Annotated in this window: 14 protein-coding genes, 2 tRNA genes and 3 rRNA genes; 12 read left to right on the plus strand and 7 right to left on the minus strand. The window is 42.6% G+C overall.

What is annotated here, in order from left to right; all coding sequences use genetic code 11:
* Positions 1 to 9 precede the first annotated feature (9 nt).
* The gene (locus CLV57_RS03175) at positions 10 to 951 is read right to left on the minus strand and encodes a manganese catalase family protein (protein ID WP_100339901.1); all 942 of its coding nucleotides are present in this window, start codon (positions 949 to 951) and stop codon (positions 10 to 12) included.
* 225 nt (positions 952 to 1,176) lie between these two features.
* On the opposite strand from CLV57_RS03175, the gene CLV57_RS03180 reads away from it, so the two are divergent.
* The 4 genes from CLV57_RS03180 (at position 1,177) to CLV57_RS03195 (ending at position 5,101) form a co-directional block, all read left to right on the plus strand.
* Positions 1,177 to 1,542 carry a DoxX family protein gene (locus tag CLV57_RS03180; RefSeq protein ID WP_100339902.1) on the plus strand — a complete coding sequence of 122 codons (366 nt, stop codon included), beginning with the start codon at positions 1,177 to 1,179 and terminating at the stop codon, positions 1,540 to 1,542.
* A gap of 110 nt (positions 1,543 to 1,652) precedes the next feature.
* The gene (gene pafA, locus CLV57_RS03185; RefSeq protein WP_100339903.1) at positions 1,653 to 3,323 is read left to right on the plus strand and encodes an alkaline phosphatase PafA; all 1,671 of its coding nucleotides are present in this window, start codon (positions 1,653 to 1,655) and stop codon (positions 3,321 to 3,323) included.
* Between the two features lie 126 nt (positions 3,324 to 3,449).
* A complete protein-coding gene (locus CLV57_RS03190) occupies positions 3,450 to 4,022 on the plus strand; it encodes a CBS domain-containing protein (protein ID WP_157799057.1) in 573 nt (190 codons plus the stop codon).
* 128 nt (positions 4,023 to 4,150) lie between these two features.
* On the plus strand, positions 4,151 to 5,101 hold the full coding sequence (locus tag CLV57_RS03195; RefSeq protein WP_100339905.1) for a DUF6515 family protein: 951 nt from the start codon (positions 4,151 to 4,153) through the stop codon (positions 5,099 to 5,101).
* A 51-nt stretch (positions 5,102 to 5,152) separates the two neighbouring features.
* Here CLV57_RS03195 and porD read toward each other — a convergent pair whose 3' ends face one another.
* The 4 genes from porD to CLV57_RS03215 all read right to left on the minus strand — a co-directional run bounded on the left by porD (position 5,153) and on the right by CLV57_RS03215 (position 8,655).
* Positions 5,153 to 6,046, minus strand: coding sequence for a type IX secretion system protein PorD (gene porD / locus CLV57_RS03200; RefSeq protein ID WP_100339906.1), 894 nt, complete (start codon positions 6,044 to 6,046; stop codon positions 5,153 to 5,155).
* Entirely contained in the window at positions 6,043 to 7,239 is a 1,197-nt protein-coding gene (gene coaBC, locus CLV57_RS03205; protein ID WP_100339907.1) for a bifunctional phosphopantothenoylcysteine decarboxylase/phosphopantothenate--cysteine ligase CoaBC, read from the minus strand. The genes porD and coaBC overlap by 4 nt, the downstream gene beginning before the upstream one ends.
* Positions 7,240 to 7,355: 116 nt before the next feature.
* Positions 7,356 to 7,700, minus strand: coding sequence for a DNA-directed RNA polymerase subunit omega (locus CLV57_RS03210; RefSeq protein WP_100339908.1), 345 nt, complete (start codon positions 7,698 to 7,700; stop codon positions 7,356 to 7,358).
* Between the two features lie 10 nt (positions 7,701 to 7,710).
* Complete coding sequence (locus CLV57_RS03215) at positions 7,711 to 8,655, minus strand: outer membrane protein assembly factor BamD (RefSeq protein ID WP_100339909.1); 945 nt, start codon at positions 8,653 to 8,655, stop codon at positions 7,711 to 7,713.
* Positions 8,656 to 9,538: 883 nt separating this feature from the next.
* Here CLV57_RS03215 and CLV57_RS03220 point away from each other — a divergent pair.
* The 6 genes from CLV57_RS03220 (at position 9,539) to CLV57_RS03245 (ending at position 16,017) form a co-directional block, all read left to right on the plus strand.
* Positions 9,539 to 11,060 (plus strand): 16S ribosomal RNA (locus CLV57_RS03220).
* Positions 11,061 to 11,274: 214 nt separating this feature from the next.
* Positions 11,275 to 11,349: transfer RNA gene (locus CLV57_RS03225), tRNA-Ile, on the plus strand.
* 36 nt (positions 11,350 to 11,385) lie between these two features.
* Positions 11,386 to 11,462: transfer RNA gene (locus CLV57_RS03230), tRNA-Ala, on the plus strand.
* Positions 11,463 to 11,684: 222 nt separating this feature from the next.
* Positions 11,685 to 14,561 (plus strand): 23S ribosomal RNA (locus CLV57_RS03235).
* Positions 14,562 to 14,804: 243 nt separating this feature from the next.
* A 5S ribosomal RNA gene (rrf, locus tag CLV57_RS03240) occupies positions 14,805 to 14,916 on the plus strand.
* Together the 16S, 23S and 5S rRNA genes with 2 tRNA genes alongside form the textbook arrangement of a ribosomal RNA operon.
* A gap of 279 nt (positions 14,917 to 15,195) precedes the next feature.
* Positions 15,196 to 16,017 carry an alpha/beta fold hydrolase gene (locus CLV57_RS03245; protein ID WP_100339910.1) on the plus strand — a complete coding sequence of 274 codons (822 nt, stop codon included), beginning with the start codon at positions 15,196 to 15,198 and terminating at the stop codon, positions 16,015 to 16,017.
* Between the two features lie 76 nt (positions 16,018 to 16,093).
* Here CLV57_RS03245 and panD read toward each other — a convergent pair whose 3' ends face one another.
* Together panD and panC are read right to left on the minus strand one after the other, a co-directional pair.
* Entirely contained in the window at positions 16,094 to 16,444 is a 351-nt protein-coding gene (gene panD / locus CLV57_RS03250; protein ID WP_100339911.1) for an aspartate 1-decarboxylase, read from the minus strand.
* A gap of 125 nt (positions 16,445 to 16,569) precedes the next feature.
* Positions 16,570 to 17,406 carry a pantoate--beta-alanine ligase gene (gene panC / locus CLV57_RS03255; RefSeq protein ID WP_100339912.1) on the minus strand — a complete coding sequence of 279 codons (837 nt, stop codon included), beginning with the start codon at positions 17,404 to 17,406 and terminating at the stop codon, positions 16,570 to 16,572.
* A 157-nt stretch (positions 17,407 to 17,563) separates the two neighbouring features.
* Here panC and CLV57_RS03260 point away from each other — a divergent pair, with 157 nt between their 5' ends.
* Positions 17,564 to 18,388, plus strand: a complete 825-nt coding sequence (locus tag CLV57_RS03260) for a glycogen/starch synthase (RefSeq protein WP_100339913.1) — start codon at positions 17,564 to 17,566, stop codon at positions 18,386 to 18,388.
* 15 nt (positions 18,389 to 18,403) lie between these two features.
* Entirely contained in the window at positions 18,404 to 19,792 is a 1,389-nt protein-coding gene (locus CLV57_RS03265) for a DUF4270 family protein (RefSeq protein ID WP_100339914.1), read from the plus strand.
* Positions 19,793 to 19,881: the final 89 nt, after the last annotated feature.

Below are 19,881 nucleotides of genomic sequence, written 5' to 3' on the forward strand. Positions count from 1 at the left end.
TTTTGCGTATTAATTTTCCAATGGTTTGTAATCACTCCATTGTGCAACGCCCTCAGGTTCGGCTTTTTTCACCTCTTCGCTTTTCAGCTTACTCATTTCTTTGTTCAGTTTTTCGGTCTGCTTCAGCTCTTTTGCAAACTCACCCGCCATATCCGAATGACCTTTGCTTTCACTAACTTGCGAAATCGGATCTGAAATGTAAACCCACTCTTTACCCAAGCCCGGCATCTCACCTTCGTTCCATGGGCCGCGAACTGTACCGTCTGATAAGTTATAGAACTGCTGCGTAAAACGAGGATCGGCTGCTAACACACCCGGAGGGAAATTATTCTCAATATCATTCAGCGCTGCCTCAAACATTTTATAATGCGCCACCTCACGGGTCATCAAAAAAGAAAGGGTTTCATGAATATATGGATCGTCCGTAAACTTCATCAGGTGTTCGTATACCAATTTAGCTCTTGATTCCGAAGCCAAATTGCTGCGCAGGTCGACAGTCAGATCACCGTTGGAATGAATGTACGACGCGCACCAGGGTATACCCTGACTATTGCGAGGGGTAACTCCACCTCCTGTAATAATGCCAAATTGCGGATTTGCAAACACAGCTTCGTGGATAATATCCTCTTTAGCCGCTTTGCCGTTTAACACCTGCATTATTTCAGAGCTGTCGGCTGCATTTTTGAGTTCGCCGTTTACGCCCTTTAATAGCATTTGGATTGTTGCGCCGACAATTTCAAGGTGACTGAACTCCTCGGTGGCGATATCCATCAGCATATCATACTTATCAGGATGCGGCATTTTAGCACCGAAAGCCTGGGTGAAATATTGCATAGCTGCAGCCAATTCGCCGTTCTCTCCGCCAAACTGCTCTAACAGCAGGTTGGCAAAACGTGGGTCGGGGCGCGAAACCCGCGCATTAAATTGTAAGTCTTTAACGTGATGAAACATGGTAGATGATTTTAGTTTGAAATTTTTTTAATTAGAAGTAAAGGTTTAATTACAACTAAAGGGAGTGTGTAAAGTTTCGGTTATTAAAATAACAGGTATTTCACGCGCCCTGTTGCCCCCTAAACTTGTCGTTTTTACAACCCATTGTTCAGCATATGCCATTATATATTTGTGTAATTCAAATAATTAAAAGCATATTTATATAACCTTAAAACTCACAAGATCATGAAAGTTGCATATTGGATATTTACAGGACTGCTTATTGCAATGATGCTGATGTCGGCAGTAACAAGTTTCTTCCCCAATCCTGATGGAGAAGCGATGATGAAAATGATAGGCTACCCGTACAACATCCTCAAAATGTTGGCTGTGTTGAAAATACTGGGATGTATTGCATTGCTTGTGCCGGGCTTTCCACGTATAAAAGAATGGGCCTATGCAGGCTTTACTTTTGATTTGATAGGCGCTGCATACGCGTTTTTAGCCATTGGTACGCCAGTAAGCGGAGTTTGGTTTATGTTGGTAGGGCTGTTACTGGTGTTTGGTTCTTACTTTTGCTATCATAAATTACACCCTCAAAAAACGATATAGCCTTATCGGCAAGATGTATTTGTCACCTTTGGCTAATGTTGCCTTAACAAAAACTTCATTTAAGCTTTTATTTGTAATATTGATATTTGCAATTTAAGCTATAACACCCCATGAAAATAAAGTTTCTGTTTTTGCTTCCGTTTGCTTTTGGAGTATTAAACACATCTGCCCAAAATAAAACTAAAATTGCCCTAGCTTCTACTACAGTTTCGCGGCCAAAGCTGGTTGTGGGTATAGTAGTTGACCAAATGCGATGGGATTATCTTTATCGTTTTTACGATAGATATACCGCAGGCGGTTTTAAACGCATGTTGAATGAAGGTTTTACCTGTGAGAATACTAATATAGATTATATACCTACCGTTACCGCCATTGGCCATAGCAGTATTTACACCGGTTCGGTGCCGGCATTGCATGGCATTGCAGGGAACGATTTTATAGTTCAGGCTACAGGCAAATCCATGTATTGTACAGAAGATACTTCTGTAAATACGGTTGGCAGCACTTCTGATGCAGGTAAAATGTCGCCAAGAAACCTGTTGGTTACCACCGTTACAGACGAATTGAAACTGGCCACAAATTTTCGGTCAAAAGTTATAGGCATCGCACTAAAAGACAGGGGCGGTATATTACCAGCCGGCCACACTGCCAACGCCGCATACTGGTTTGACGATAAAAACGGAAGCTGGATAAGCAGTACCTATTATATGAAAGATTTGCCGCAATGGGTAAAAGATTTCAATGCCAGGAAATTACCCGAGGCATATCTCAAAAAAGAATGGGAAGGCGTTTTTGCGCTTAACACTTATGTACAAACTTTGCCGGTTGAAAGCAAATATGAGGGAAAACTGGGTGGTGCAACCATTACAGGCTTCCCTATAAAAACTTCAGAACTTTATAAGGGTAACGCAGGCTTAATACGTACTACGCCATATGGTAATACACTTACGCTTGATCTGGCAAAGGCTGCCATTGCTAACGAGCAAATGGGCAAAGGAGCAGTGACCGACTTTCTGGCCGTAAGCTTGTCATCAACAGATTATGTAGGGCATTTATTTGGGGTTAATTCGGTTGAAGTAGAAGATACCTACCTGCATTTAGACAGGGATCTGGCTGATTTTTTTAAATATCTGGATAATACCGTTGGCAAAGGACAGTATACTGTGTTTTTGTCAGCTGATCATGGTGCCGCGCATAACACTGGTTATCTGCGCGATCATAACATTCCATCAGACGTTTGGGATACAAGTGGTGCACTAAGCAGCTTAAACAAGCTATTGTTAGATAAGTACAAAACAGATCGCATAGTACTGTCGCTTACTAATTACCAGGTTAACTTAAACTATTCGGTTATATCAAAGGCGGGTTTAGATGAGGGAGCTATTAAGGCAGATTGTATTAAGTATTTAGAAAAGCAGCCCGGTGTTGCCTTTGTTGTTGATATGCAAAAAGCTGCTACAGCCAGCATACCGGAAGCTTTGCGCACGCGTATTATTAACGGTTATAACAGAGATAACAGCGGCGCCATACAGGTAGTATTACAACCGGGTTGGTTTAGCGGCAAGCGTGTTGGACAAAACTCGCCAACCGGCACTACCCACGGTACCTGGAACCCTTATGACACCCATATCCCGCTGGTATTTATGGGCTGGGGTGTAAAGCACGGCAGCACTGTACGCGCTACCAAAATGACAGATATTGCACCAACTGTTGCAGCACTACTCCATATCCAGGCACCTAATGGCAATATTGGGGAAGCAATTGGGGAAGTGATTAAATAAATAGTATTTTGTTATTCTGAACGGAGTGAAGAATCTTATAAAAGCGGTTTGCGAGGCGATTGGGTTAGCAAATCCTATAGGATTTTTCGCTATCGCTCAAAATGGCAGCGGCAAATTAATAGTAAAGTGTCATCTCATCATATCGTTCGTGAAAAGCAAGAACCTGCCCTGTTGATACTGGGCTTGGATTCGTTTGACCAGGAGTTATTGGGGCAATTATTGGAATGGAGTCCCACGGTTATTGCTGATGCTCCTATTGCAGAACAGTTAAATGCCATGGGCATCAAGGTAGATAGGGTGTTGGGTAATGATGTTGGCGATGTGATGCAATCAGATGTTACTTATATATCTGTTCATGGCCATACTCCGCTCGAGGCTGCACTTATTTTGCTAATAGGTGAGAATTACTCTGCCGTAAATGTTATTGCAGACGACTTTGATCTTAATGATTATATTCCATTTGTCTCGCAAATCAATCTGGTCATCCTTCATCAGAATAAAAAGGTGTACGCCGTTACATCCGGTTTTACCAAATGGTTACCTGCTGGTGAGGAGCTAACGTTTTTAACTCAAGCTACTGATCTGATAAGTACCGGCTTATCTCAGCAACAAAATAATAAATTTACAACAACTGCCGACGGCGTGATCAAATTGGAGTTCTCCAACCCATTCATTTTCATAGCCGAAGCTATATCATGATCCGGCATCAGGCTGAATGAAATCCTGTTCATTTTATTGGAGCAATAATTGCTTGATGTGTTTGTTGCATTAAACCATTTATCAAATATTTGCTCTAATTGATAATAATAGTTGAAAGGTTTATTAAAATGAAAACCGGGTATATAACATTAGCAGGAACAGCTTTGCTGTTATGTGCATCACTTGCAGTTGACGCACAGCGCCGGGGGCTTGGAGCTGGCGGCGGAATGAGCATGCCACGGCCTCAGCCATCTGTAGCGCAGCCGCGTAGTTATAATCCGCCCCGGGGAGCTGATGTTCCGCAGGGTTTTGGTCAGGCTCGTCGTGGGAATGACGGAGCCGCAGGTTTACAACCCAACACTTATCCGCAGGGAAGTTATCCTAATGCACCTCGCCGTGGTACAGATATAAACGTGTCAGGCATAAATAGACCGTCAACAAGACAACCGGCCGGTTCAAACCGTGTGTATCGTGTTTGGGAAGGTTTACCTTACGGAAGAAATTATATATCAGTACGACCACAGGGTTTGTATTATTATTATAGCAACGGATTTTACGCCAGTTACTACGCGCCACGTATTGGTTTAGTGGTTGATGCATTGCCTTATGGCTACTATCCGTTTTACTATGGCCCCACACAGTATTTTTATGGTGGTGGCATGTATTATCAGCAAACCGGAAGTAGTTATACTGTTGTTGAGCCACCAATAGGTGCCGAAGTAAAGCAGTTGCCGGAGGACGCAAAGTCTATTGTAATAAATGACGTTCAATATTATGAATTAAACGGCGTGTATTATCAACCTATAACTAAAGATGATGGCACGCAAACTTACCAGATAGCCGGTAAAGATGGTCAACTGAATACTGACGATGTAAACGTGCAGGACGCGCCGCCTATACAGGTTGGCGATCTGGTTGATAACCTGCCGGAAGATTACAAAAAAGTAAACCTAAATGGCCAGCTTTATTACGTTACGCCAAGCGGTTATTATTTGCAGGACGCAGTTGATGAAAATGGTAAGAAGGTGTATAAAATTATAAGTGTGCCCGCTCCTGATGCGGACGACGATAAAAGATAAATTGTGGTGATTGAAGAGAAGCCGGCTACTCTGTTAAAGGGTAGTCGGTTTCTATTTTTGTAGCGCCTGGTACTTTATCCCGTTTGAGGGGTCGCCTTTCATTAAAATGTTGTAGGCTTGAACTCGTTCCTGTGCGGGCGCAGTTTTATAAATGTTGACCAGTTCATCGCCTTTTGCAGCAAAAAATACTAAAGGCAGCATTGCGCCTAAACGTTGCCTGTCAACATCACCAAGTACAGGTAAAAAACCATCAATGGCTTTGCGCGCTTTAGCAGCATTATCTGCCATCAGGTCCATTCCGTTACGGTGGTAATCATAAATAAAACCGCGCAGAGGCTCGTATACTTTATTATTAATATTCTCTAACAGCCAATACCTATTGGTGTTGCTATCAAAAGCTTTCCATCCGCGGTAGGGCGATGATTGTGCAATGTTTAACACGTTTTGCGCGCGTTCATAGTAAGGTGTGCCGCCTAATCTTGAAAAACTGTCATTGTCTATTCCGGCTATTATATAAGCGTAAAACGCCATTACTGATGCCAGGTTTGATTGGAAGTTTTGGTCTGAGTAATCAATGGTTTGACCCTCATTGTAAATAAAATCAAAGTCTTTGTCGTTAATATTTAGCAGGGTGGTGGTATAGTTAGCATTAAATACGGGTCGGCTTGATTGTATTTGTAACTCAGCATTGAAATTACTGCTACCATCCCAGGTAGTTATGGTCACCACAAAATTGCAATCAATCCGTTCATTTGGTAAAATTTGATCTCCCAGCCATTTGCGTCCATTTAAGAAATCTTTCATCGCATTTTCAAGCGATTGGAATATGCGTTTATTGGTAGTTTGAATTTTAGGCGATAATACAGTTACTCTGGCATTCAAATCCTGCGCCGATACTTTCAGCATCAACACACTTAGGATCATATATACATATAGCCTTTTCATATCAGGGTAACTATTTTAGCGCAAATATCTTTGGCCACCTCGTCTTTACTTTTCAGGCTGTAGTCTGTCTTAGCCAGATTTTTATCAATAATCGTTATTTTATTAGTGTCGCCTTTAAAGCCTGCGCCTTCATCCTTTAGCGAGTTTAACACAATCATATCGAGGTTTTTGGTTTGAAGTTTTCCAATGGCATGCACCTCTTCGTTGTCGGTCTCTAATGCAAAGCCAACCAAAATCTGATGCGGCCTCTTCAAACTCCCCAATGTTTTTAAAATATCAGTAGTCTTCTTTGTCGCGATGGTAAGCCCGTCGTCTTGTTTTTTTATTTTTTGCGTTGCTACCGTAACCGGGGTATAATCAGCAACTGCCGCGCTCATTACACAAACTTGTGCCTGCTCAAAGTTTTGCAAACACATATCCAGCATTTCAGCAGCCGATGTAACATCAATTCGCTTGATAGACCGTTGCTTACTTACTTGTGCTGATGGTCCCGAAACGAGTGTAACGTCAGCGCCGAGTTTAGCCAACTCATCCGCAATAGCAAAGCCCATTTTACCTGATGAGTGATTACCTATAAAGCGTACGGGGTCTATCGCCTCGTAAGTTGGTCCGGCGGTAACTAAAGCCTTTGTGCCATTCAGCGGAAGTGCTTTTTTAAGATCATTGATCAAGAATGCTAATATTTCCTCGGGTTCGGCCATCCTACCTTCGCCATGCAAACCGCTGGCCAGTTCACCGCTGCCCGGTTGTATCAAAATATTGCCGAAGCTTTGCAGTTGGGCAACATTGGTAGTGGTTGAGTTGTGCTTCCACATATCCAGATCCATAGCCGGAGCAAAATACACCGGGCATTTAGCAGAAAGATAAACAGCGGTAAGCAGGTTATTGCAAAGCCCTGAAGCCATTTTAGCCATGGTGTTTGCACTTGCCGGGGCGATAAGCATTAGGTCAGCCCAAAGGCCAATATCAACATGGTTGTTCCATTCGCCGGTTTTAGGCTTAAAGTAGTCTGCCAATACAGGCTTTTTTGAAAGGGTTGATAAAGTTAAAGGAGTAATGAAGTTGATGGCATCGGGCGTCATGATCACCTGCACATTGGCTCCCGCTTTAATTAACAACCTTACCAGCGTTGCAGATTTATAAGCAGCTATACTGCCGCATACTCCTAATACTATGTTTTTACCTTCAAGCATAAAGCGGCTTTACTCCAAACGGAGTAGAATGAAACTAAGTTAAAATTCAAATAAACAAAAAACTCCCGTAAGGGAGTTTAAATATTTTATCCATTATTACCCTTCCGGGTTGGCAATTAAGCCTCTTTAATTGGATTACGATGATAAACCTTGCCATCTAAAAATTCCTGAACGGCAATTAATGACGGTTTTGGCAGTTTTTCATAATGTTTAGATATCTCTATCTGCTCGCGGTTTTCAAAAACCTCTTCCAGGTTATCATTTGATGAAGCAAATTCTGAAAGTTTTTGATGCAACTCTTCTTTAATGTTATTAGATATCTGGTTAGCTCTTTTAGCCATGATAACTAATGATTCATAAATGTTGCCGGTTTCCACGTCCAGTTCGCGCAGGTCGCGGGTAACTGTGCTGCTTGCTACCGCCGGTTTGGTATTATTACTATTATTATTGTTGGTACTCATATCAATTTTTTTAGTTTGGTATTTTTTTATGAATATCCATCTTAACAGATGGTGTTGGTGTTAAAATAGTTTGATTTAAAAGAGAGTCTTTGCGGGCAAGTTTACGCGCCAGTTTCTCATCAATTGCAGCCTGCGCTAACAAGCGCCTAACCGAAGCTATGCCATCTTCACTGTCTTTTTGCACAGCGCTGGCGTCTTTTAAAAATTTGCTGTTAGGATATTTCTCTATGAAATTGGCAGCTAAGTTTTTTGCTTCCTCATAACGCTCTTCCTGTTTTGATTCACGGCTTTCGCGCGCATATTGATACTGTGCCTTCGCATTTAAATACTCAATTTCCTCTGCAAATTTGGTATCCGGGTAATCACGTAATACATTGCCAAAGGTAATTACCGCCGCCTGGTGGTTGCCGGTAACGTAATATAACTTAGCATTATCAAAAGCTTTCTGCTCTAACCTACTGCGCAGGTCGTCAATTGTTTTAGCAGCCTCAGCAACATGATCACCTTTTGGATAAAGGTTGATATAAAGCTGCATAGCTTCAATTGATTTTAATGTATTGGCTTGATCAAGCGATGATATAGGTGCCTCCAGATACAAGCAGTAAGCTGACAGATAACGGCACTCTTCGGCATGTATACTTGAAGGAAAATCCTTAGCGTATTCTTTAAAATGATAAGAGGCGGCGGTATAGTCCTTTAGCTTGTAGGTAGCCATAGCGTTCAAATAAAAAAGCTCCTCTGCACTTTCCTGCCCCCTGTACTGCGATAACAGTGTTTCAAAAAGACCAAGCGCTTTAGCGTATTGCTTTTTTTCGTAAAGCTTCTTGCCTTCCTGGTATTTCTTAGTTCTGTCATTGCTTGCTTTCAATTTTTCGTACTTGCTTTTACAGCTACCAGCCGCAATAAGTAATAATATTAAAAAGCCCCCAATTACTGATCGTTGTTTTTTAAACATTTTGCAAAGATAAATAATAATACAAAGTCAATCAATTTTATTTGTGGGTGGTAAATATAGGCTGTATCTAATAGTCAACAGCTTATAGGTACTACATTTAACATCTTTTAACGTATATGTGGTATTGAGATTGCCTTAGTTATTTAGTATATAAATGCAGCCACGCTATTTATACTATATATAGCTGTTTCTAACTGCTATTATCATTACTATAATTAAACTATATATAGTCTGTATTATGTATGGAGAGGGCTTTAACACCTGTGGATAGTGTTTGTTTTATGCTTGATGAATTTTGCTTTAAATTTTTCTATCTCATTTATAGCGTTTTAACAATATGCTGTTACTTTTTTATAGGAATTGTTTGCACAGAAGAGATTTCTTCCTACCTTTGCAGCCCGCAAACGAAGGAATGCGGTTGTACATTGAGAGGGGTTAGCGAGTGATGAATGGGAAGCGAAAGCGGAACGGAAAACGAGCTAACAGGAAAGGGAAGAGAGGCCAGAAATTATTTTAAAATAAAATTTGGAAAAAGAAAAAAGATTTCTACCTTTGCAATCCCAAAACGATGGGAGCTGAAAAGCGAAAGACGGTGAGCGAATCACCTGATCAACAAACAGAGATTTAGCCGCAGCAATTGCGGATAAAATATATCGGAACCGAGACGGGGAAGAGAAAAGTTCTTTTAAAAGATGCAATCATGTAGCGAGCAGTTAAACCATCAGGTTGAGCTGTTCAATATTGAAGAAGTTAGTAATAAGAATAGATTGAAACAGGGAAGGGTGTTGTATAAAGATATATAACAAACAGAACTAAGATTCTATTTAGACAATTCCAAAGAATTAATAAGTAGAGTCAGGAAAAGTTCGAACTCAAAACATTTACAATGGAGAGTTTGATCCTGGCTCAGGATGAACGCTAGCGGCAGGCCTAATACATGCAAGTCGGACGGGATAGGAGAGCTTGCTTTCCTTGAGAGTGGCGCACGGGTGCGTAACACGTATGTAACCTACCTTAATCTGGGGGATAGCCTCTCGAAAGAGAGATTAACACCGCATAACATTATTGAATAGCATTATTTAATAATCAAATATTTATAGGATTAAGATGGGCATGCGGAACATTAGCTAGTTGGTGTGGTAACGGCATACCAAGGCTACGATGTTTAGGGGATCTGAGAGGATGACCCCCCACACTGGTACTGAGACACGGACCAGACTCCTACGGGAGGCAGCAGTAAGGAATATTGGTCAATGGACGCAAGTCTGAACCAGCCATGCCGCGTGCAGGAAGACGGCCCTACGGGTTGTAAACTGCTTTTGCAGGGGAATAAACCTTCGTATGTATACGAAGCTGAATGTACTCTGAGAATAAGGATCGGCTAACTCCGTGCCAGCAGCCGCGGTAATACGGAGGATCCAAGCGTTATCCGGATTTATTGGGTTTAAAGGGTGCGTAGGTGGTTTATTAAGTCAGGGGTGAAAGACGGCAGCTTAACTGTCGCAGTGCCTTTGATACTGATGAACTTGAATGAACTAGAGGTAGGCGGAATGTGACAAGTAGCGGTGAAATGCATAGATATGTCACAGAACACCAATTGCGAAGGCAGCTTACTATGGTTTAATTGACACTGAGGCACGAAAGCGTGGGGATCAAACAGGATTAGATACCCTGGTAGTCCACGCCCTAAACGATGAATACTCGATGTTGGCGATATACGGTCAGCGTCTAAGCGAAAGCGTTAAGTATTCCACCTGGGGAGTACGCCCGCAAGGGTGAAACTCAAAGGAATTGACGGGGGCCCGCACAAGCGGAGGAGCATGTGGTTTAATTCGATGATACGCGAGGAACCTTACCCGGGCTTGAAAGTTAGTGAATAGAGCAGAGACGCTCTAGTCCTTCGGGACACGAAACTAGGTGCTGCATGGCTGTCGTCAGCTCGTGCCGTGAGGTGTTGGGTTAAGTCCCGCAACGAGCGCAACCCCTATGTTTAGTTGCCAGCATGTAATGATGGGGACTCTAAACAGACTGCCTATGCAAATAGAGAGGAAGGAGGGGACGACGTCAAGTCATCATGGCCCTTACGTCCGGGGCTACACACGTGCTACAATGGTCAGTACAGAGGGCAGCTACCTGGCAACAGGATGCCAATCTCACAAAGCTGATCACAGTTCGGATCGGGGTCTGCAACTCGACCCCGTGAAGTTGGATTCGCTAGTAATCGCGTATCAGCAATGACGCGGTGAATACGTTCCCGGGCCTTGTACACACCGCCCGTCAAGCCATGGAAGCTGGAAGTACCTGAAGTCGGTAACCGCAAGGAGCCGCCTAGGGTAAAGTCGGTAACTGGGGCTAAGTCGTAACAAGGTAGCCGTACCGGAAGGTGTGGCTGGAATACCTCCTTTCTGGAGCAATACCCACCCTCGATCTGTTCTACTAACAGCATCAATAAAGAGCAGGAGTGCTCGATACATGATTATCTTTTAAATAATAAAACAAAAAGAAAACCCAAAAGATGAAGCCATCAGTGGCGGTAACATCTGAGAGGCAGGATTGTAAGAGATTACGATTTGCGATTACGAAAATCCGAAATCGTGAGTCCGACATCCTAAAACAAGAAGTCCTGTAGCTCAGCTTGGTTAGAGCACTACACTGATAATGTAGGGGTCAGCAGTTCAAATCTGCTCGGGACTACGAAGGTGAGTGAAACATATCACAGATTCATTAATTGGGGGATTAGCTCAGCTGGCTAGAGCACCTGCCTTGCACGCAGGGGGTCAACGGTTCGAATCCGTTATTCTCCACCAAGTATAGCGAAAGTATATTATATATATGATTAGGTTTACGAACGTTCTTTGACATATTGGAAGAAGTAATTGAAAAACGAGAAAACAACAGTAGGGACGTTGTTAAGAAGTTAGTCAATAGTCAACAGTTATTAGCAATAATGACTAGTGACGAATGACCAATGACTTAATGACTGACTAACTAATAAAAGCATACATACCGGCGCAAAAGGCGGTATAGTAGAAGAAAGTAAGAAAGGGTACACGGGGGATGCCTTGGCTCTCAGAGGCGATGAAAGACGTGATAAGCTGCGATAAGTTACGGGGATTTGCAAATAAGATTTGATCCGTAAATTTCTGAATGGGGAAACCTAACTAGTTGAAGACTAGTTGCAATAGCGCAAACCTGCTGAACTGAAACATCTAAGTAAGCAGAGGAAGAGAAAATAACAATGATTTCCAGAGTAGTGGCGAGCGAAATGGAAGAAGCCCAAACCTATATTGTTACGGCAATATAGGGGTTGTAGGACCACAACATGACTTATAAAATGAACCGGAACGGGGTGGGAAACCCGGCCATAGAGCATGAGAGCTGCGTACGGGTAAGTAATATAAAGATAGTGGTATCCTGAGTACCGCGAGGTCGGAGACGCCTTGTGGGAATCTGCCGGCACCATCCGGTAAGGCTAAATACTCCTGAGAGACCGATAGTGAACCAGTACCGTGAGGGAAAGGTGAAAAGAACCCCGAACAGGGGAGTGAAATAGAACCTGAAACCGTGTACTTACAAGCGGTCGGAGCGGTTAACACCGTGACGGCGTGCCTTTTGCATAATGAGCCTACGAGTTACTCTTCATTGGCAAGGTTAAGTGTTTAAGACACGGATCCGAAGCGAAAGCGAGTCTGAATAGGGCGCATAGTCAGTGGAGGTAGACGCGAAACCTTGTGATCTACCCATGAGCAGGTTGAAGGTGCCGTAACAGGTACTGGAGGACCGAACCGATAAACGTTGAAAAGTTTCCGGATGACTTGTGGGTAGGGGTGAAAGGCTAATCAAACTGGGAAATAGCTCGTACTCCCCGAAATGTTTTTAGGAACAGCGTCGTGGTAGAGTTATAAAGAGGTAGAGCTACTGATTGGGTGCGGGGGAGTCAAATCCTACCAAATCCAGACAAACTCCGAATGCTTTATAATATACACGGCAGTGAGGCTATGGGTGCTAAGGTCCATGGCCGAGAGGGAAAGAACCCAGACCATCAGCTAAGGTCCCCAAATTACCGCTAAGTTGAACTAACGAGGTCCGATTGCACAGACAGCTAGGATGTTGGCTTGGAAGCAGCCATTCATTTAAAGAGTGCGTAACAGCTCACTAGTCGAGCGATCGGGCATGGATAATAAACGGGCATTAAGCGGTATACCGAAGCTATGGATTGCATGTAAATGCACTGGTAGGGGAGCATTCTATTTGCGGTGAAGCAGGAAGGTAACTGACTGTGGAGGGAATAGAAAAGCAAATGTAGGCATAAGTAACGATAAGGCAGGAGAGAAACCTGCCCACCGAAAGACTAAGGTTTCCTGATCAACGCTAATCGGATCAGGGTTAGTCGGGGCCTAAGGTGAAGCCGAAGGGCGTAGCCGATGGATAACTGGTTAATATTCCAGTACGTTTTATAACTGCGATGCAGTGACGGAGTAGTGAAACTGACGCGAACTGACGGAATAGTTCGTTAAAGGCCGTAGGTATAGGAGAGGTAGTTAAGTACGCCTTTTTTGCTGAAAGCTGATAGTATCTCGAGCCTTCGGGTAAGGGAATAGTTCAGGTAATCAGACTTCCAAGAAAACCTGCTAAGCTTCAGGTTATAAAACCCCGTACCGTAAACCGACACAGGTAGTCGAGGAGAGAATCCTAAGGTGCTCGAGTGAATCATGGCTAAGGAACTCGGCAAAATGGCCCTGTAACTTCGGGAGAAGGGGCGCTGGTAGCAATATCAGCCGCAGTGAAAAGGCCCAGGCGACTGTTTAACAAAAACACATGGCTTTGCAAAATCGAAAGATGACGTATAAGGCCTGACACCTGCCCGGTGCTGGAAGGTTAAGAGGGGATGTTAGTCGCAAGGCGAAGCATTGAATCGAAGCCCCAGTAAACGGCGGCCGTAACTATAACGGTCCTAAGGTAGCGAAATTCCTTGTCGGGTAAGTTCCGACCTGCACGAATGGTGTAACGATCTGGGCGCTGTCTCAGCCATGAGCTCGGTGAAATTGTGGTATCGGTGAAGACGCCGGTTACCCGCAACGGGACGGAAAGACCCCATGCACCTTCACTACAACTTAACATTGATATCGGATACAGGATGTGTAGGATAGGTGGGAGGCTGTGATCCTGCTTCGCTAGGAGTAGGTTAGCCAACGTTGAAATACCACCCTTTCTGTATTTGGTGTCTAACTCGACACAGTCGAGGACATTGTTTGGCGGGTAGTTTGACTGGGGTGGTCGCCTCCAAAAAGGTAACGGAGGCTTTCAAAGGTAAGCTCAGTACGCTTGGTAACCGTACGCGGAGTGCAATAGCATAAGCTTGCTTGACAGTGAGACAGACAAGTCGAGCTGGGTCGAAAGACGGATATAGTGATCCGGTGGTTCTGCATGGAAGGGCCATCGCTCAAAGGATAAAAGGTACGCTGGGGATAACAGGCTGATCTCCCCCAAGAGCTCATATCGACGGGGAGGTTTGGCACCTCGATGTCGGCTCGTCACATCCTGGGGCTGGAGAAGGTCCCAAGGGTTGAGCTGTTCGCTCATTAAAGTGGCACGCGAGCTGGGTTCAGAACGTCGCGAGACAGTTCGGTCCCTATCTGTTGTGGGCGTTGGAAGTTTGAGTGGGGCTGACCTTAGTACGAGAGGACCGGGTTGGACTAACCTCTGGTGAATCTGTTATGCCGCCAGGTGTACTGCAGAGTAGCTACGTTGGGAATAGATAAGCGCTGAAAGCATCTAAGTGCGAAACTAGCCACGAGATGAGACTTCCATTGAGGGTCGTAGTAGACTACTACGTTGATAGGTTACAGGTCTAAAGGTGGTGACATCATAGCCGAGTAATACTAATCGCCCGAAGCTTTCTTCGGTTGGAATATAGGGGTGCAGAGCAATCTGCACCCTGACAACACAACACAGATAGTAAATTAATACTGTTGTTTTCTCTACAATTCAATCACTTCTTTCAATCATTGTCTTAGATATGAGACGTGAGATATGAGATATGAGACGTTAGTCTGTATCGCACAATCTCTTCTTACATCTATAAAATATTGATTTGTTATTGAAATGAGTCTCAAATCTTATATCTCAATACTCAGATCTGAAAACCTTCAGGTGCCTATATCGGCGGTGTCCACCTCTTCCCATTCCGAACAGAGAAGTTAAGCCCGCCAGAGCCGATGGTACTGCGGTAAAACGTGGGAGAGTAGGTCGGTGCCAAATTTTACTCAGAAAGCTCCATATCTTTAATATGGGGCTTTTCTGTTTTATAGCCCCTCCGTCATGTACATGAGAGACTATATCAAGATGCTATTAGAACGCCCAATCTGTAGTTTATCTAATTTCTCTCCTAATATTAACCTTCTGCACATAACTGTTTAACAAGAGCGTAATATATTGTATTAAATAAACATTACTTGATCTACATCAAGTGTGTTCGCGTGAATCTGCCTCATATTTGTATTAACAAACTAAAACAATACACACTTAAAAAACAGCACCATGAGCACTATTACAACCAAAGACGGAACTGAGATTTATTACAAAGACTGGGGAAAAGGTCAGCCAATTGTATTTCACCACGGATGGCCACTATCAGGCGATGACTGGGACAACCAAATGATGTTTTTCCTGGAAAAAGGGTACAGAGTTATAGCACATGACCGCCGCGGCCATGGCCGTTCAAGCCAAACTCCTTACGGACATGATATGGATACCTATGCTGCCGATGTTGCAGAATTAGTAGAGGCGCTTGATCTGAAAGATGCTATACATGTTGGTCATTCAACAGGTGGCGGAGAAGTTATTAGGTATGTAGCAAAATATGGCAAGGGCCGTGTAGCAAAGGCGGTACTTGTAAGCGCAGTTGCGCCAGTAATGGTTGTGTCTGAAAATAACCCTGATGGTGTGCCGATGTCTGTTTTTGACGATATCCGATTAAATACAGCTACACGCCGTACGCAATACTTTAAAGATTTTACCTTCCCCTTTTATGGCTACAATCGTGAAGGTGCTGAAATATCTCAAGGCGTGCAGGATAACTGGTGGCGTCAGGGCATGATGGGTTCAATTAAAGCTCATTATGATTGTGTTAAGGTATTCTCTGAAACTGATTTTACGGAAGATCTTAAAAATGCCGATGTGCCGGTATTGGTGATGCACGGTGAAGATGACCAGATTGTTCCTTACACCATTACGGCTTTAAAATCAGCAGAGCTGTTAAAAGACGGGAAACTGATAACTTACCCAGGCTTTCCCCATGGTATGCCAACAACTCATGCGGATGTTATCAACAAAGATCTGCTTGCGTTCTTCCAGTCTTAATTAGTAATTGGTTATTTAATATGAAGGCAGCTATTTTTCAAAACAGCTGCCTTCAATTTTAAAAGCGATGAATAACTTATTTTAAAAGCTTATTGTCGTTGTCTGGGAAAACCAATATAGGCTCGTATTTGCGAGCTAAATCCATGTCCATATGTGCGTATGACATGATGATAACAATGTCACCAACGGCTGCTAAACGAGCTGTTGCACCGTTTAGGCAAATAGTGCCCGAACCGCGTTCGCCTTTAATTACATAAGTTTCAAAACGGGCGCCATTATTATTGTTTACAATCTGCACCTTCTCGTTGGCAATAATATTCGCCGCATCCATCAAATCCTCATCTATAGTGATGCTACCCACGTAATGCAATTCTGCTTGAGTAACACGGGCACGATGAATTTTTGATTTTAATACTTCAATAATCATGGGGCAAAGGTAATGTTATTTTGGTCTATAGTTCATAGTCAATATTCCATAGTTTAGTAAAATATATCACACAGTACCATGACAATAGCCATTGAGACTATACGCCATGGCCTATCCACTATTTGCTACATAATAATAACATTATCAATCAATCGCGTATTGCCTACTTTGACTGCAACAAGTGCAACTATATGTTTGGAACTTGAAGTAGCGCGATGTAGTGTTTCTCCATCTACTATTTCAAAGTAAGAAAGCTTCACGTCTGGAGTGGAGGTTATAGTATGTTCGGCCTCCTGCTTTAGCTGATCAATACCATCAATATTAAATTGCTGTTTTACAGCATTCAGTGTTTGAGATAGTACCAAAGCATTTCGCCTGTCTGATGCAGAGAGGTGTATATTACGTGAGCTCATGGCTAAACCATCTGTCTCACGTTCTATAGGACACATTACCAGCTTTACCGGCATGGCCAATAGTTCTACCATTTTGCTAATCACTAAAAACTGTTGATAGTCTTTCTGCCCAAAAAAAGCAATGTCAGGCTTAACAATGTCAAAAAGCTTACTTACCACTTGAGTAACGCCCTGGTAATGGCCGGGGCGCGACGCTCCCTCAAGTAAATGCTCCAATTCTCCAATAGCTAAATGCCAATGCTCATTACCGGCATACATCTCATTAACCGGTGGTTCAAATAAAACATCGCATTTCACACTTTCAAGTTTAGCAATATCAGCTCCAATAGGGCGAGGGTACTTCTCAAGATCGCTCGGATCAGTAAATTGGGTTGGGTTAACAAAAATGCTGCAAACTACAACATCGCATTGTTGCTGCGCTATGCGTATAAGCGAAAGGTGCCCATTGTGCAGCGCGCCCATGGTGGGTACAAAACCTATTGTTTTGCCCTGTATTTTCAGTTGCAGCAGGTGTTCTGCAAGGGCTTGCCGGGTGGTAAAATGTTTCAACTGAGATCAATCATCAACAAGAGGGCGAAGTTGCATAAAACATCATTAAATACCAAACTACTTGTGTAATTGGTTGATAGTTGTTATTATAATGCTTATATTTGCAAACCCAATTTTTTTGGGTTTAGTTTCATAATATTTTAATTCTGAATTGGAGATGGGTAAATCTAAGCTATTGTTTATAACTCATGAAATGTCGCCTTTCCTTGAACTCACCAAAATTTCTGAAATAACACGCCAGCTTCCGCAGGCTATGCAGGAGAAAGGTTACGAGATTCGTATCCTGATGCCTCGTTTCGGTAATATTAATGAGCGCAGGAACCGCCTTCATGAGGTGATCCGCTTATCGGGGATGAACATCATTATTAATGACAATGATAATCCTTTGATCATAAAAGTGGCTTCTATTCCGGCGGCGCGTATGCAGGTTTATTTCTTAGACAACGAAGAGTATTTTCAACGCAAGCATGTGTTTGAGGACAAAGACGGGAAGTTTTATGCTGACAACGATGAGCGAATGATATTTTTCTGTAAGGGCGCGCTAGAAACGGTGAAGAAATTGGGTTGGGCCCCGGATATTATCCATTGTCACGGCTGGATGAGTTCATTAGTGCCGGCCTATTTAAAAACTACTTACAAAGACGATCCAACCTTTAAGCATTCAAAAATAGTCTACTCTATTTATGAAAATGATTTTAAAGGCGAAATGAATGCCGATTTTGCACAAAAAGCAGTTATGGGCGGCATGACCGAGCAGCATACCGAAATGTATAAACCAGGTACTAACACTTCATTGTATGAAGGAGCTATTCACTACAGTGATGGCATTGTTTTAGCGGCCGAAAATATCGACGAGGATGTGTTAAATAATGTTAAAAACAGCCAAAAATCGGTTTTGGATTTTAATTCTACCGCAGATTTCGAAAATTATTACAATTTTTACGACGAAATTACCACTGAAGAACTGGTAAACGTTGTATAAGCTTTGAGATCAAATATGAAATTTTTCAGATTAGACTTATTGACACTGTTAATAAGTCTTTTTATTTTAAGTAGCTGTAAAAAGCAGGGCACCGTTAACTTGGGAGTTAATGATGGTAACCTTATTGAAGGTAGTCTGATAGATACATCTACTGTATATGTAAATACCGTTCCTGAGGAGGATGCCATTGCTTCTGGTCTGGCCAAAACTGCGCTTAGTTATTTTAAAGATCCTGTTTTTGGTATAACTGAATCAAATATAGCAATGGATCTTAATTTGCCTTCGCAAGCAGCTTATACTGTTCCAACAGGTACAATAGCTATTGATTCTGCCATACTTATTCTTCCGTATACCAGCGGATTTTATGGCGACTCGCTTACAACACGCTTTAAAGCCAACGTTTATCAGTTGGATGAGCGCATACTGAGTAATGGAACTTATAACGCCTCAAAAAAATGGAAAACTAAATCCGTTTTGTTGGGAACTAAATCCTTCTTTCCAAGAACGCGTGATAGTGTTAGAGTGATTCAACCTATCCGAGCGGGAAAAGATTCTTTAATGAAGTTTATTCCGCAGGTGCGTGTGCCTTTAGACCCTACTTTTGTTAACAGTATTTTGTTCAATGCTCCTGCTGATCAGGTAGCATCTAATCTGGTGTTTAGAAACAGAGTGAACGGATTGTATGTAACTTTAGATAAAAACCAAACAGGGCCCGGCGGAACTATGATGTTCAACATGGACTCGGCCACTGTTAAAGTTTATGTTAAAGTAACCGCTACAGATGGGTCCACAATTGATACAAACGTAGTTGTTTTGCCAAGCGTACGTCGCTCAGCCGAAATTAGTCATAACTACGCTGGTACTGCCATAGCTACAGAACTTGCAGCTACTACATCAAAAACACGTAATACATTTTATTTACAGGGGTTATTAGGCCTAAGGGCTAAAGTACAGTTTCCATATCTTAAAGAAATTATAACAAAAGCCGGTAGTGATATTATTGTAAACCGTGCTGAACTGGTTATTTCTCCGCAACCCGGAACTGCGTTCCCTTATACGCCTATTAATAGTTTAATGCTTTACAAGCTTGATCTGGCGAAGCAGCGCATCAACATCCAGGACAACACACAGACCGATCCGCGTTCTGCCACGTCTTATGGTGGTTTTTACAACTCAGATAAAAAGGAATATCGCTTTTTGGTAACTGCATATGTTCAGGATTTAATGCGCGGAAAAACCATTGATTATGGTACCTATATAGGAGCGGCCGACAATCAGGGCTTTTCTTATTTTAGCGACGTAACACCCAACCCTCAACTTGACGGACGTACGGCAGCTGTGGGGAGTGATGGATCAACTTATCGTGTAAAACTCAATATCATTTATACAAAAGTTAACAAATAACACGTTGTTGTAAAATAGTTAATTTCTTATATTGAAAAATGCAATCAGCTATATAACATGTTATATAGCTGATTATTTTTACAACGTTT

It is taken from the genome of Mucilaginibacter auburnensis (assembly GCF_002797815.1).
Taxonomy (GTDB): Bacteria; Bacteroidota; Bacteroidia; order Sphingobacteriales; family Sphingobacteriaceae; genus Mucilaginibacter; species Mucilaginibacter auburnensis.